Genomic DNA, 16,151 nt, shown 5'->3' on the forward strand with positions numbered 1-16,151 from the left:
TACAGCGGCCAAACCGATATCTGTGTAGGCACACCGATAGCAGGCCGTAACCAGCAGGAAATTGAAGGACTGATCGGCTTCTTCATCAATACCCTGGCACTACGCAGCACTATAGACAGTGAAATATCATTCCATAACCTGTTACAACAAGTACGTACAACAGTGCTCGATGCTTACGAACACCAGGATGTACCGTTTGAAAAAGTGGTGGAGGTGGTAGAAACAGAAAGAGACCGAAGCCATAGCGCCATCTTCCAGGCATGGTTTGTATTACAGAACGCACCGGAATCGGGCGAGCTCCATTTAAATGAAGTAAAACTATCCAGTGAAGGTTCGGCCGACATCACAACAAAATTCGATCTCAGTATCGGCATAGAAGAATCGGCAGCGGGACTGCAGATTGGTTTAACCTACGCAGCCGATCTGTACCGCCCGGAAACTATGGTGCAGCTGCTGGCGCATTATGAACAGCTGTTGCAGGCTATTTCCTATAATACCAACACCACCGTTGGCCATTTACCGATGATGACCGCAGCAGAAGAAGACCACCTCTTGCTTACCCTCGGTACAGCCACCGTAGAATACCCACGTAGCCAGTCTATAATACAATTATTCGAACAACAGACGGCTCTGACGCCAGATAACATCGCCATCGTTTTTGAGGATACCAGCCTCACCTATAAAATGCTTGATGAAAAAGCCACCCAACTGGCAGTATTCTTACAACAGCAGGGTGTGCAGCATGAAGACAGGGTAGTGGTATCTGTAAAAAGGTCCTGGGAATTGCTGGTGGGTATCATCGGCACACTAAAAGCAGGCGCCGCTTTTGTACCGGTTGATCCGGCTTATCCTGCAGAACGACTGCAATATATACTGAAAGATACCGGCAGTAAACTATGCATAGGCGATGAGGGATTAAAGCAAAAGCTGTCTGAAAGCACAGCTGTACTGTGTATTGACCTGATCAACGACTGGCCGCAGATCAATAGGGCAACGGGTGCTGTACAATCTTATAGAAGACCATCCAGCCTTGCCTATGTGATCTATACCTCCGGTTCTACCGGCAGGCCTAAAGGCGTGATGATAGAAGACAGTGCCTTGCTGAATCACGTGTATGGCATGATACAACAGGGCAATCTGTCGGCCTGCCGTTCATTCGCTATTTTCTCTATGCTCACATCAGATCTCAGCCATTCCATTTTGTTTTCGGGGCTAATGGTGGGTGGGGCTATACACATACTGTCGGACAGGGTACTGGAAAGCGGTCAACTGGTAGCCAATTATCTTCAGGCCCACCAGGTCGACTGTATGAAAATGGTTTCTTCGCTCTGGCTGGCCTACGCAGATGAAGCTGTTTTAACACCACGTAAAGTATTGGTGTTTGGCGGAGAGCCATTGTCCGTTCATATTCTCCGGTTATTACGCGAGGCACAATACAATGGAGAATTATATAATCACTACGGACCAACAGAAACTGCCATTGGCCGATGCATATATAAAATTGATCTTAACAAGAAGTACACAAATATTCCTATCGGCATACCGTTTTCCAACACCCGATTATATGTGGTAAATGGATCACAGGTATTGAACCCGGTCGGCGTGGCGGGTGAATTATACATTGGGGGCGAAGGGATTGCCCGCGGGTACCTGGCTTCACCGGAGCTCACTGCAGAAAAATTTATTCCCGATCCATTCAGCAAGGATGCAGCTGCACGTGTATATCGTACCGGTGATATTGTTCGCTGGACTGTTGATGGTTACCTTGAGTACATCGGGCGTAAAGACAGCCAGGTAAAAATAAACGGATACCGCGTAGAACCCGGCGAAGTGGAATCCGTGCTGCAGTCATGTCCTGCTATCCGGCAGGGTTATGTATTGGCGAAGAAGGACCAGTATGGCACTTTGCAATTGATCGCCTTTGTAGTGGCTGATACAGCGATCGATACCGAAGATGTATTGCAATTCCTTCAGACCAGACTGCCGCAATACATGGTGCCCGCTTTCATAACACAGATCCAGCAGGCCCCACTTACACCAAATGGTAAGATAAACAGGCAGCAACTGGCGGCTATGGATATCACAACCAGCGTCGTACTGGAATATGAGCCGCCACGTAACCATCAGGAAAAAGTACTCGTACAACTATGGCAGGAGCTGCTGCATGTGGAGGCAGTGGGTATCCATGATAATTTCTTCCGCCTGGGTGGACATTCATTATTAGCTATAAGACTGATCTCTGCCATTAGAAAAACATTGAAACGCGAAGTGGCCATCAGGGATATTTTCGATCATCCCACCATCGCATCCCTGGCATCGGCCATCGCCACCCGTTCGTTGTATGTAAACATGCCCGCTGTTACCGCGTCACCCCGACCGGATCGTATTCCTTTGTCGTTCGCACAGGAGCGGTTATGGTTTATAGACCGCTTCCAGGGCAGTCTGCAATACCATATGTCGTGGGTGTTTACCATACGGGGCATCCTCGACACCGCTGTTCTGGAGGACTGTTTCCGGGAAATCATTCAACGGCATGAAGTGCTGCGTACTGTTATCAGGGAATACGACGGTGAAGGATACCAGCACCTCCTGGATGGCTTTAACTGGCGGATGAACTGTGTAGATGAAGCCGCTATTCTTTCAGGCGGACATACCATCGAGGAATACACCACTGCACAGGTGCTTACGCCTTTTGATCTTTCCAACGATGCCATGATCAGGGTAACCCTTATACGTATCAGCGATACCGAGCACCGCCTGATCACTATTATACATCATATCGCATTTGACGGATGGTCCATCGCTATACTGGTCAACGAACTTACTGCTTTGTATGCAGGCAGGATAGCGGGTGTAGCGGCGGATCTAACGCCTTTACCGGTGCAATATGCCGACTATGCCAGCTGGCAGCGCGCATACTTCGAGGGGCCTGTGCTGGAATCGAAGATCCATTACTGGCAACAAAAATTGCAAGGTGCACTGCCACTTCAGTTACCCACAGATTTTGAAAGACCGGTTGAACAAAGTATACAGGGTGGTACGGCAGTAAAAATAATCGGCAAAACCCTGCGCAACCAACTGGTAGCCCTTTCGGAACAAGAAGGCGTGACTTTATTCATGACACTGCTTACCGCCTTCAAAATATTGTTATACCGGTACAGCGGCCAGCAGGATATCTGTGTAGGTACGCCCGTAGCCGGCCGGCACCAGCAGGAGCTCGAAGGATTGCTGGGCTTTTTCATCAATACCCTTGTTTTGCGAAGTGAATTGAACGGCAACCAGTCATTCAATACTTTATTGCACCAGGTAAAAGAAACTACCTTGTCTGCCTATGAAAACCAGGATGTGCCTTTTGAAAAAATAGTCGAGACACTCCACCTTACCCGCGACGCCAGCCGCAATCCCTTGTTTCAGGTAATGCTGGTATTGCGCAATACGCCCAGGGCGGAACTGCCCGAACTGGGTGAAACTACCATTGTGCCCGATGGCAAAACACAATTTACCTCCCAGTTCGACATCACCTTTTTTGTTACAGAATCTGCAGAGGGGCTGCATTTTAGCGTAGTGTATTGCAGTGACCTGTTCCGGCACGATACCATCCTGCGGATGACCGATCACTTCGAGAACCTATTGACCGACCTGGTACAAAACAGAGAGATCCCCATCAGCGAACTGAACTTGCTTACAGTACGGGAGCAACATCAGTTACTGAATGCATGGAATGATACAGAAGCAGCCTATCCGCACGACAAAACCGTAATCGATCTTTTCGAAGAACAGGTGAACAAAACACCAGATACCGTAGCACTGGCATTCGGTCAACAGCAACTGACCTATAGCGAACTGAACAGGCAGGCCAATCAACTGGCGCATTACCTGCAACAGATGGGTATAGAAAAAGGGGAACTGGTCCCCATTTGCATAGAACGTTCTGTTTATATGGTAATAGCTATGATTGGTATTGGCAAAGCAGGTGCCGCCTATGTTCCTATAGATCCTGATTATCCGCAGCAGCGCATCAACTATATGCTGGAAGATATAGGCGCCCGCCTGATCATCACCTCTGAATTTGTAACAACCACCCGAACATTCGATCACCTCGTAAGACACATAGTGCAACTCGACCAGGATGGGGATACAATAGCCACCTGTGAATACAACAACCCGCCAAAGAACCTGCAGCCGGACGATCTCCAATATGTGATCTATACATCCGGTTCAACAGGACAACCTAAAGGCGTGATGGTGCCATACAAGGGAGTTGTGAACCGCCTTTACTGGATGTACCAGCGCTATCAATTTAACAGTGACGTGGTGCTGTTGCAGAAGACGCCCTATATATTCGATGTATCAGTATGGGAATTCTTTATGCCCTTATGCTTCGGTGGCAGGCTGGTGCTTTGCAGCAAAGAAGTGGTGCATGATCCCTTATTGCTGATCACTGCTGTTGAAGAATATGGCATCACGCATATTCATTTTGTACCCGGCATGCTGGCAGTATTCCTGCAAACCCTCGATCAGCACCTGGCGCACCGGTTGCGTTCGCTGCAACATGTTTTCTGCAGTGGTGAAGAACTGAGACCGGAATATGTGAAACAACATTATGCCCTGTTGCAATGCCCATTGCATAATTTATATGGACCAACCGAAGCATCTATAGAAGTAAGCAGTTACGACACAACGAAAAACGACACAAGCATACCGATAGGAAAACCCATTTCGAATGTACAGTTATATGTGCTGGATGCGGCGGCGCAATTATTACCCATAGGTGTACCAGGTGAACTGTACATAGGAGGAGTAGCCGTGGCACATGGCTATCTGCATCAACCCGCGCTGACTGCAGAAAGGTTCATCGAAAATCCATTTGTGCCTGGTACAAGAATGTACCGTACTGGCGACAGGGCCCGCTGGCTTCCTGATGGCAATATCGCCTTCCTGGGCAGAAAAGATGAACAGGTAAAAGTGCATGGCTACCGCATCGAATTGGGAGAAATAGAAAATAGCTTACTGGCATATAGTGACATAAAACAAGCGGCGGTTATCGTTCGCGAAACAGACCCCGGAGAAAAACAACTGGTTGGTTACATAGTACCTGGCCCGCATTTCAGCAGTGAAAAAGTATTTGCGTACCTGCGGTCGCGTTTGCCAGCCTATATGGTCCCTGCCTTTTTGATAGAACTGGCCGAACTACCATTGACTGAGAATGGTAAAGTGAATAAACAACTATTACCACACGAAGAAATGTTTGTTATTACCCAGGACAACTACGTGGCCCCTTCAAACGATATCGAAGCAAGACTGACGCTTATTTGGGAAGAACTGCTTCGAAAAAAGCAAATAGGCGTATTTGACAATTTCTTTGAACTAGGCGGACATAGTTTACGCGCCATGCGGCTGGCCGCTGCAGTATACAGGGAATTTGCCGTGGCCATCAACTTAAAGGAATTTTTCCTGGATCCTACAATACAGGGTATTGCCAGGATGATCACAAACGGCACATCTGACGGTATCGGCATGCCGCATGCTGGACAACAAATGGATATCGTTGTACAAGAGGGCGTTACTTACTTTGGCATCACCGCTACGCAGGTATATTGGGTAAACGATGAACAGGACCGCGCATTCAAAGAAAACGATCGTTTGCATGGATATGTGTATCCCTGTTATGAGATCGAAGAGGCGCTGGATCTCGCCGCGTTATACAATGCCATTAGCTATCTCATTCAAAGACATGAAAGTTTACGGTCTACTTTTCATTTCATCGATGGCCGTTATATGATGAAGGTGGAAGAGGCCGCCGACCCTATGTTCCTGCCCGAATTCAGGGATTACAGGCAAACGGACATTCGCAGTGACGAAGCCATCGATTACATCAGTTATGAACATCACCGGTTCAGGTTCGATAAAGGCCCCTTGTTCCTCGTGCGCATCATTCAAGCGGCCGATGAAAGGTATATCATCTCATTCGGTATGCACCATGTTATTTACGATCCCTGGTCGATGGAGATCTTCCTGCGCGATCTGTTTACCGCTTACAAAGCCTTTGCAGAAGATAAGCAACCCGATCTGCCCCAACTGCCGATACAGTTCAAAGAGTATCTGTCATTCGAGAACCAGTATGTTAGAAAGTATTACCGACAGCACAAAAATTACTGGCAATCGCTGTACCCTGCTCTTCCAGGCAAACTGCATATTCCCGGTCGCCTGTCTTTTGATGAAAAACCTATGGCTGAAAGAAAAGGCGGTTCCAAAAAATTCTGGTACACCGAAGAGACGATTGAAAAGCTGAACCAGCTGGCGCGCGCACATTCCGTCAGTTTGTTCGTGGTACTGCAGGCAACGTGTAAAACCTATCTCGCCCGCATCACCGGCCAGTATGATATCATGATCGCAACCTATGTGTTCGGCCGCGATTATTTGGGTGCAGAAGAACAGATCGGCAGTTATGCAAGGACCGTATTGATCAGGACCGTCTTCGATGAGAAAGACAGTTTTACAGATGGCTTGCACAAGGTGATCCGCTCAAATGAAGACATGCGTACTTTCAGGGCCTGCACCTTGCGCGAGCACCTGGAAGAAATAGGATTTCCATTCATACAACCGGGCGCTACCTGTTGGCAGATCAATATGCAGTTTGCCGATACTACCGGTATCTATCTCAGCCAAACGGAACTCGGAGAAATTTCACAGGTGATAAAACGTGGACCACCCAGACGCCCCGGTAAGTTTATACTGCCCATCGATATGCAGTTCCAGTTCCACAGGTCCAACGAGGGACTGAGCCTAAACATCCAGTACGATACCAGCTTGTATGATATTACAACTATCGAAGAACTGGCTGCAGGCTACTTTGCCTATGTACATGAAGTATTGAACGAAAAACATCTCCATTTATCAAAATCCGAAGCGCATGATCAAAATATTGAAAGAGAAGTCCGCTAAACTTGAATGGGTAAACGGATATCCTGCCGGCAATAACGAAACGGCCCTGCTGATCCCTTTTTATAATGAAAGCTCTAACTGTGACTTTACCCGGCGGCTTTTCTACTATGAAGAAGTGGCCAGGAAGTACAAGGATAAGATGGACGTTATATTGATAGACGATGGATCGACCGACGACAGTCTCGAAAAAATAAGATCATTTGTTACCGACAATTACAGCGAGTTCATTGTAGTCTCCGTAACGCCCAATACCAATAAGGTAGGCGCGCTTTTTCTTACGGTGCTGTCTATCCCTCATGACCTTATTGTACTGTCGGATTTCGATACCGATATTATCAACCTCGAAAACCTGCTGGCTGCTTCCCAAACAATATACCACGAAAAAGACCTGATGGGCTGCTATTTCAGAATGCTGCCATATGAAGGAGATGGCGCTATATTCCGGTTCCAGCAGTTTGAATACTCGCTTGTTCGAAGCCTGTATGAATTTCATAAAAAGGATGGGAGTGTACCGGTAATGCCTGGAGCCGGTTCCTGTTACAAACGCGATGTACTGGTTTCAATATACCGCGAGCACAGCGGGTTCAGAAGCGGGGAAGACCGCGAAGCCACCCTGCTGGGATTGAAAATGGGTTACAGAACGGTGTACAAGGAAAATGTGTTGACCCTAACGCGGCCGCCCTTATCTTTTAAAACACTCGTAAAGCAGCGCATTCGCTGGAACCTCGGCTATCTCGAAACCTTTTACAAAGAAAAAAAATATTACTACAGGCAAATTAGCCAGTTGACTCGGGTGGGTATAAGAACAGTATACGATATGTTCCTGTTCAGTTTTGTTGTAACGCTGCCCCTGTTGTTGATCGTGGCCGGTATCATTCATATATGGCTGCTGGCAGGATTTATGGTTTTTATATATGCTTTTTGCCTGTTATGGTGCCTGTATGTGTTGATCTTTTTCCGCAAGGAAACCGGTGATATGAAAGGAAGAAGTATCAAAACCGTATTAGCCTATCCGGCCATGAAAATAGCCGTTGATTATTTCGCCTGGACCGGCGCCTTATTTCGATTCTTAAGAAAAAAACAGGACAAAATATAGCATTGATCGTTTTACAAAACTTAACATATGTCCACTGAATCAACAAAAAAAGCAGATAGTTGGAAAGCAGGAAAAACCAGTTTCACTGAAGATGGCATACGCATGATCGAACTGGAGGCAGGCAGTAATGTAATTAAAAAGCTGCGCGAAGATTGGCAGGCATTTGCTGCGGCTATACCGCCTTATCCCGGTGGCTTCGAAGGTCGTGGTATCGTTATTTGCGCAGGCGGCTTACGGTACTTTACCTGCGCGTGGATCAATATCCATGTATTAAAAAAGACCGGTTGCTCCTTGCCTATAGAAGTGTGGTATACCGGGAATGAATTTACCCCCGAAGTAATAGCAACGCTTACAGACCTGGGTGTTACCTGCAGGAATGCAAATGATCATAGCAAGCTCCCCATCGATGGGCTGGCGCTGAAGCCTTTCGCCATTTTGAATACCCGGTTTAAAGAAGTGCTGTACCTCGATGCAGATAATATCTGTACGGCCAATCCCGAACAGTTATTCGAAAACGAAACCTACCGGCAGGGCGGCACCATATTCTGGCCCGATATCTGGGTAACCGATAAAAACAATCCCATTTGGAAGATCATTGACGCTAGTGATTACGATTCAATAGAACAGGAAAGTGGGCAGATACTGATCAATAAGGAGACATGCTGGAAAGAGCTGAACCTATGTATGTACTTCAATGAACAAAGGCAATATTATTACACCATGCTGCTGGGCGATAAAGATACTTTCCGGTTTGCATGGAAAGCCTTGCAATCACCCTATTATATGATCCCAAAACCTGTGGCTTATTGTGGTTATACCAATAAGAACGACAACAGCTTTTTTGGGCTTTCCATGGCGCAGCACGATCCGATTGGCAATATCCTGTTTATTCATCGCAACCTGTTGAAATGGGATATTACCGCCCCCGGGGAAACCATCTGGAAAGAGATCCGGCAGTTCAAGGCAGATGCCAGGCAAAAGGTGATCAACGGGAAGTATATCAATACGCCAAACGGACTTGGGTTTAATGTGATCGATGTGCAGGGAGAAGTGGAAACCCTCGACTTCAGGCATCTGCTGGGCGATCTGGAAAAGGAATGCCTGCAAATACTGAATGCCCTGCGTGATTCACCAATGTATGGGCGCTACCTGCTGCATACTTACTTCTGTTATTTCAAACCGCAGTACCTACATAATACTAACTAAAAAACCGTGTATGAGACAGGAAACTGAGATCCTGGAAAAAATTGAAGAGCTACGCACCAACCTTAACAATATAGTGGAAAAGGCAGATGCCGAAATGACCAAGCCTTATGCAAAAAGGGATTTGCGCCTGTTACGATTTCTAAACAGGGAAAAGAATGTATGGCAATTTGCCCTGCAGCAAATGGAATGGTTGCTTGCCACTGAATAATATTTAAAAATAATAGTTTGTATGAAACAGCCACCACTTCGGGTTATCGTGTTTGGCGGACTTGGTGATGTATTGATCACTACGCCTACTTTTAAGGCCATCAAGGAGGCATCCCCTCATCGCAAGATCATTCTTTACTGCTTTACCAGGAACCAGCAGAGCATATTCAGGAACAATCCGCACATTCACCGGGTAACCAGTACTTCCTTCTGGCGCAATCCAATTTCGTTTATAAAGTATTACCTGAAGATGACGCCCTTTTTCGATGATTTTTACGCCGGTCTGTCACCTACCGTTACGTATAACAAGAATGCAAAAGATATTATAGCAGAAATGTACGGCATAGAACTAAAGGATGATAAGGTGCAGGTTTTTCTGTCACCGGAGGAAGAGTCGTTTGGCCGCAGCTTCATGTCTCAGTACAACCATCCCATTCTATTGCATGTAACTTCGCGCACTTCACAAAACCAGGAATGGCCGCATGCTAACTGGGATGAGCTGGTGCAGTCCATGCCGGGATTTACATTCCTGCAGATTGGACTGAATGAAGAGAAGAAGGTTGAAAGTGCCGTAGACCTTCGAAGCAAACATTCCATCCGCGAAACACTCGCCATTATGAAATATGCCAGAAGCTTTGTCGGCGTTAATTCGGCCTATGCCCATGCCACCAATGCTTTTGAAATTCCAGGCGTGGTGCTTTTCGGACCGGCACAACCTGTTATCTGGGGCCATTCGAATAATATCAACCTGTATAAACCGCTTCGTTGTTCACCCTGCCTCGACCTGATGCATACCTCGCCCTGTCCTTACGACAGACGCTGCATGCATGATATTTCTGTTGCCGAAGTAAGGGCAGCCCTGTTACAACAGCTGGAAAAAGATACTCTATCACTTGCTTAAAACATCCATCATGAAACTATCAGAAAAGCAGCTCAACGATTATCACCGCGATGGGTTTCTTGTTCTTCAGGATCTGTTTGCCGCTGGGGAAGTGGCTGTAATGCTCCAGGAAATGGAACGCATCATCCAGGAAGATTGTCCGCGCCGGATATTGGAAAAAAGCGGTGCCGTCAGGTCTTTCTTTGCACCTGAAGCCGGAAGTGGTATATACGCCAGGGTTATAAGGGATGAACGTGTACTATTGCCTGCCATCCAGTTGCTCAATAATAATGTATATGTACACCAGTCAAAATTGAATACAAAGCATGCTATGGTGGGCGACTGGTGGGCCTGGCACCAGGATTTCACCTTCTGGCATAACGATGATGGCATGCCCCGGCCTGATGTGCTAACCGCCATGATCTATCTGAATGATACGAATGAATTCAACGGCCCCATGCTGATCATCCCCGGGTCGCACCGGGATGGGATAGCCAGTACCGGCGATACCGATGAGAAGGAAGATGATGCCAACGGATGGTTCAACGCATACCAGAACAGTGCTACGTATATGTCGGCTTTGACCGCCGATCTTAAATACACGCTGGAGAAAGACAATATAAAAAGATGGGCCGGGCGAAAGGGCATTGTTTCAGCGAAAGCGCCTGCCGGTAGTGTGCTTTTCTTTCATGGTAATGTATTTCATGCTTCTTCCAACAACCTGTCGCCATGGGATCGCCATGCGTTTCTCATCACCTATAACAGTATTGAAAACCAGCTGACCGATATTTCGAATCCACGCCCCGAATTCATAGCCAGCAGAAATTACACGCCTTTGCTAAAGAACATACAGTTGTAAAACAGCCTCCGATTATACTATTTCTTGTTATATAAAACTCATTATTATGACTATTTGTGGCATAAAACTAACGCATGATGGCGCTATCGCTCTTATTGATAACGGGCAACTGATCTTTTCGTACGAAATGGAAAAGCTCAGCAACAGTTCCAGGCACTCCGAATTTAATATCACCATGGAAAGGGTAGAGGAGATCCTGTTAAAATATGGCTATACACCCGATCGTATCAACAACTGGGTAATTGACGGATGGGATAACTGGCGTTCGGAAGACCTGGATGTTTTCAATCCAACCAAACGAACAGCAGGACCTAATATCGTTAAAGGATTTGAGCTGGCAGCTTATGGTCATATGGTAAACGAGGAAGATATTTTACTGCCTGCACTATTCAGGAATAAACAGGTCCCATGGCCTTATAAAAGCTATATGCATGTATCAGGTCATGTAACAGCGGCGTATTGTACAAGTCCATTTGCCCATAAGCGGGAAGATGCGTTCGTGCTGGTGTGGGATGGCGGTATGCCGCCGCAGCTGTTCTATTATGATTACCATAAGAATAAGGTGCACAATCTCGGTTACCTGTTTTTACTGGCCGGCTATATGTATATCAATTTCGCCCATGCTTTTGAGCCCTTCAATAAGCTGGAAAAAGAATTATCACTGGCCGGTAAAGTGATGGCCTATATCGCCCTGGGCACTGTGGATGACCATTTAGTGGAGTTTTATAAGGAAACATTCAACAAACTCAACAGGAAAGTGGATACAGCGAATGTGAATATAGATGTAGTAGCCATTCTTACCGCCGAATTTATAAAGCAATCCAGGCTTCACTGCGACCGGCACCAGATCGAGCACCGGCATATGCTTGCTTCTTTTCATGCCTTTTTGGAGCAGATCATAATTGAAAAACTGCAGGAAAAAGTAAAAGCGCATGCACTGCACACCCGTAATTTATGCTTTGCCGGCGGCAGCGCTTTGAATATAAAATGGAACAGCGCCATTAGGGAGACCCGCTTATTCAAAGAGGTATGGGTACCACCTTTTCCGAACGATGCCGGCAGCGCCATTGGAACAGCCTGCTGTGAGATGCTTGTAGCAGATAGGATCAGGGCATTGGACTGGAACGTGTACAGTGGCCCGATGGTGTGTGCAACCGATGATCTTCATTCCAACTATTCCGTTACTGAATGTTCTCTTGAGGAACTCGCCCGCTTGTTGCATACTTTCAATGAGCCTGTGGTATTCCTGAATGGGGCCGCCGAACTGGGCCCGCGTTCGCTCGGCAACCGCAGCATATTGGCACCTGCGGTTGAACCTGCCATGAAAAAATTGCTGAATAAGATCAAAGGCAGGGAAGATTACCGCCCTGTAGCGCCGGTTTGTATAGAAGAAGAAGCGAATGTGATTTTTAACCCGGGCACTCGTGATCCCTTTATGTTGTACGAGCATAGGGTAAAAGAAGAATGGAAAGATAAAGTACCTGCTATCTGTCATCTCGATGGTACGGCCAGGTTACAAACGGTGAACCGCAGGGAAAATGAAATGCTTTACGACCTGCTCCTGCATTATAAAAAATTAAGCGGTATACCCTTGTTGTGCAATACCAGCGCCAATCATAAAGGCAAAGGTTTTTTCCCGGATGTGAAATCTGTGATGGACTGGGACATGGTAAATTTTATATGGAGCCATGGTAAACTGTATCATAAAGTAAGCATTGCCAAATTGCAACCACAGCCGCATCCACAACAAGGGCCCTTGCAAAAAGCAAATGAAGGAGTATGACCATTCGCCAGAATTTAATAAGCCATTACATGAAAAATATTCCCGCACATTTTTATAAAGTATATAAACAGGCCATCAGTGATTATCATGTATTTGATGATGTAGACCATGCGCTGGACAATGCTTTTGGACCCGGAACTATTGAGCACATTGCTTACGAAAAGAGCTGGATCGATACCGTGCAATGGCACCTGGAGGACCTGATCAGGGACCCGGCAATAGAAAGTCTGGCCGCATTGAGAATCAAGAAACGCATCGATCAGTTGAACCAGAAAAGGACCGATATTGTAGAACTGATCGACGACTATTTTCAGCGAAAATACAAAGGGGTACCGTGCCAGATGAATGCACGCCATAATACTGAAAGTCTGGGCTGGGCCCTTGACCGGTTATCGATCCTGGCATTGAAAGAGTATCATATCGATATCGAACTTGGCCGACAAAATGCTACCGAGGCCCATCTTGCCAAATGCATGAACAGAAAGAATATCCTGCTTTCCCAGAAAGATGATCTTTTACAAAGCATCAATTGGTTGATTGAGGATATAGAACAAGGGAGGAAAATAAATAAGGTATACCGGCAGTTAAAGATGTATAATGATGTTGAGTTCAATCCGGTGCTTTATAAAAAGCTAGGCTAGGGTACTAAGCTAATGGAAATACTGGTCTTTATGGGACCTTGCATTTCTTATTCTGTATTTTATCAGGAAAGCAGTTGTTTGTCCATAAAATAATAAGGATCTATAGAAAAGAACGGATCTTTACTCTGTGGGGATTCTGCATAATCCAATACAAGAAAGTTTTCGGCACAGTTTGTTTGCCATAGGATCATCTTTTTACTTTCCCGATCCTCACCATATAATTCAGGAAGCGCTTCTTTATAAAAGCCATTCCAGGCTGCCTCTTCCAGATCACTGCATTCTGAAGCTTTCTCATTGTTATCATTTTTATCAGTCAACAAAAAAGAAGAAAACTTTGTATTGGTGAATAGTAAAATTTCGAGTTGTTGCGGTTTCATATACTATAATTTTCATGTAATTAATAATCGATTAGTCAGATCGCTTTTTAGGCCCGGTTAAAATGATTGTTCAATAAAGCTACTGCAGTAACAAAGCGTTTTCAAGTCCTAGTCGTCCAACAAACAAATTCGATCGTTCAATGGCCAGATTCTGTAGTAAAGTTCGCCTCTTTTGGAGGCGGAAAACAATCACATTTGTGAATAAACTACGAGTGGTCTGAGAAAACAATGGGATGATTGTGCCATTAGTACTGGAGGATCAAAGGCGAAAAAATTCTTTGAATTTGTGAAAGGAAAGATTGTAAATGACAAGATTGAAATAGTTCTCCTGACAGCGCTAAAAAGTTCAAAATGAATGCCCAAAGCGGGCTATTAGTGTTGAGTTTTTATCCTGCTTAAAGATTTGGGTGCAACGTAGAAAAGAATGGAACTGTCGTTTCTGACCGTTGCTATAACATTGTCGCCAAAAGAAGCCACCTCTCTGTTTTAAACCAGGAGGTGGCTTCTTCTTTTATACCCGAACTACTGAATACTGATCAACGAAGTGATTTAAAGGCTGCACGGATCTCCTGAGCAAGAATTAGCGGCTGTTCCCATGCCGTACTTACCCTTCATCGAACTATTTAAACTTTGTTTTAATTCACAAATGCGAATGTCTGTTGCGACCAACCGTTGTTTCTTTGTAGCGCATCTATTGAACTTTAAAAAATAAACAGTTTAAAAACGAAAAGTAAGAAAAGCATTCTTGCAACTACGCTCATTGCAGGAGCTTTAATAGTGTAAGGCACAATAAGTTCGGGATTTTTTTATGCAAACAACCCCTATTCAGGTGTTCCAATTCACCGATCAGGTTTGCCTGTTTACCGACTCATTCTCCCTGCCGGTCTGTTTGCCCCTGTAATCCTTTAAAATATCTTCAGATTTGCCCCGAAGTTTTGCCTGCATAAATTCATTATTTCATTTACAGTCTATTTTAAAAAAGTATGCTATGCTCCCAGGGATAAATCAGTGCGTTACAGGCTTTGCCGTAATAATATCTTTCGGAATATTTTCAGGATGTAATAATGAGCAGAAAAATAAGACTGTTCAAAATGTACCGAAAGAATATGAAGTGATGCAGATGGCTTTTTCAAGTGCTGTAGTGAATCAGGATTACCCAGCCACTATACAGGGAATCAGGAATGTGGAGATCAGGCCAAAAATCGACGGATACATAGATGCCATTTATGTAGATGAAGGCGCTGCTGTTAAAAAAGGGCAGCTGCTTTTTCGAATTAATGCGCCTCAATATGAGCAAAATGTAAGAACGGCTGAAGCAAATATCAATATTGCAAAAGCCAATGTAGATGCCGCGCAAATGCAGGTGAATAAGGTAAGGCCCCTCGTTGAAAAAGATATTGTAAGTTCCTATGAACTGGAATCTGCACAGTACACCCTTCAGTCAAAAAAGGCAGCATTGGCACAGGCCAACGCTGAGCTCAAAAACGCACAGTTGAACCAAAGCTACACTACTATTTACAGCCCTTCAAATGGAGTAATGGGGTTGTTACCATTTAAAATAGGCAGCCTGGTAAGCAGCAACACCGTGAACCCGCTTACAACTGTGTCGGATATAAAAACGATCTATGCTTATTTTTCCATCAACGAAAAACAGGGATTGGATTTTTTTCAGCATTCAAAAGGGAACACCGTACAACAAAAATTACAAACGCTTCCACCTGTAACGCTTCTATTAGCCAATGGCATGCCGCTTCCTGATGCCGGCAAGATAGAAACAGCCAGCGGATTGATCAATGCACAAACCGGCGCCATAAATATGCGCGCTACATTTTCTAATCCCGATGGTCTTGTGCACAGCGGAAGCAGCGCAGTGGTGCGCATTCCTCAGGGCATTGATACCGCCTTGCTGGTGCCGCAAAAAGCAACCTATCAGATCCAGGGCAAACTGTTTGTTTACCGTGTAGATAATGACAATAAAGTTAATTCGGTTGAAGTAATACCACAGGCAACTACCGGACAATTCTTTGTAATAAAAGAAGGGCTCAGACCTGGCGATCACATTGTGGCGGATGGCATTGCCAGTTTACGGGAAGGATTATTGATAAAACCCATACCAGCTCCATTACAATTGGCCGACATTAATCATTAATTATTTGT

The 16,151-nt window shown here is 45.5% G+C and carries 10 protein-coding genes; 9 read left to right on the forward strand and 1 reads right to left on the reverse strand.

Annotation, left to right across the window (positions count from 1 at the left end; translation table 11 throughout):
- The 8 genes from J7I42_RS14820 to J7I42_RS14855 form a co-directional block, all read left to right on the forward strand.
- The coding region (locus J7I42_RS14820) for a non-ribosomal peptide synthetase (RefSeq protein WP_209139605.1) at positions 1–6,945 on the forward strand (6,945 nt) is incomplete at its 5' end.
- Complete coding sequence (locus J7I42_RS14825; protein ID WP_209139606.1) at positions 6,914–8,041, forward strand: glycosyltransferase; 1,128 nt, start codon at positions 6,914–6,916, stop codon at positions 8,039–8,041. The genes J7I42_RS14820 and J7I42_RS14825, both read left to right, overlap by 32 nt.
- Positions 8,042–8,068: 27 nt before the next feature.
- Positions 8,069–9,247, forward strand: coding sequence for an alpha-mannosyltransferase (locus J7I42_RS14830; RefSeq protein ID WP_209139607.1), 1,179 nt, complete (start codon positions 8,069–8,071; stop codon positions 9,245–9,247).
- A gap of 10 nt (positions 9,248–9,257) precedes the next feature.
- On the forward strand, positions 9,258–9,455 hold the full coding sequence (locus J7I42_RS14835; RefSeq protein ID WP_209139608.1) for a hypothetical protein: 198 nt from the start codon (positions 9,258–9,260) through the stop codon (positions 9,453–9,455).
- Between the two features lie 21 nt (positions 9,456–9,476).
- Positions 9,477–10,355, forward strand: coding sequence for a glycosyltransferase family 9 protein (locus J7I42_RS14840; protein WP_209139609.1), 879 nt, complete (start codon positions 9,477–9,479; stop codon positions 10,353–10,355).
- Positions 10,356–10,365: 10 nt separating this feature from the next.
- Complete coding sequence (locus J7I42_RS14845; RefSeq protein ID WP_209139610.1) at positions 10,366–11,193, forward strand: phytanoyl-CoA dioxygenase family protein; 828 nt, start codon at positions 10,366–10,368, stop codon at positions 11,191–11,193.
- A 46-nt stretch (positions 11,194–11,239) separates the two neighbouring features.
- Positions 11,240–12,976 (forward strand): carbamoyltransferase N-terminal domain-containing protein, encoded by a 1,737-nt coding sequence (locus J7I42_RS14850; protein WP_209139611.1) that lies wholly within the window; start codon positions 11,240–11,242, stop codon positions 12,974–12,976.
- 29 nt (positions 12,977–13,005) lie between these two features.
- Entirely contained in the window at positions 13,006–13,617 is a 612-nt protein-coding gene (locus J7I42_RS14855) for a DUF4254 domain-containing protein (protein WP_209139612.1), read from the forward strand.
- A gap of 62 nt (positions 13,618–13,679) precedes the next feature.
- Here the strand turns inward: J7I42_RS14855 and J7I42_RS14860 are convergent, their stop codons facing one another.
- On the reverse strand, positions 13,680–13,994 hold the full coding sequence (locus tag J7I42_RS14860) for a hypothetical protein (RefSeq protein WP_209139613.1): 315 nt from the start codon (positions 13,992–13,994) through the stop codon (positions 13,680–13,682).
- Positions 13,995–14,982: 988 nt separating this feature from the next.
- Between J7I42_RS14860 and J7I42_RS14865 the strand changes: the two genes are divergently transcribed.
- Positions 14,983–16,143: an efflux RND transporter periplasmic adaptor subunit gene (locus tag J7I42_RS14865; RefSeq protein WP_209139614.1), complete on the forward strand. Its 1,161-nt coding sequence runs from the start codon at positions 14,983–14,985 to the stop codon at positions 16,141–16,143.
- Positions 16,144–16,151 lie beyond the last annotated feature (8 nt).

Origin of the sequence: Niastella soli (assembly GCF_017742245.1) — a bacterium.
In the GTDB taxonomy this organism is placed as follows: domain Bacteria; phylum Bacteroidota; class Bacteroidia; order Chitinophagales; family Chitinophagaceae; genus Niastella; species Niastella soli.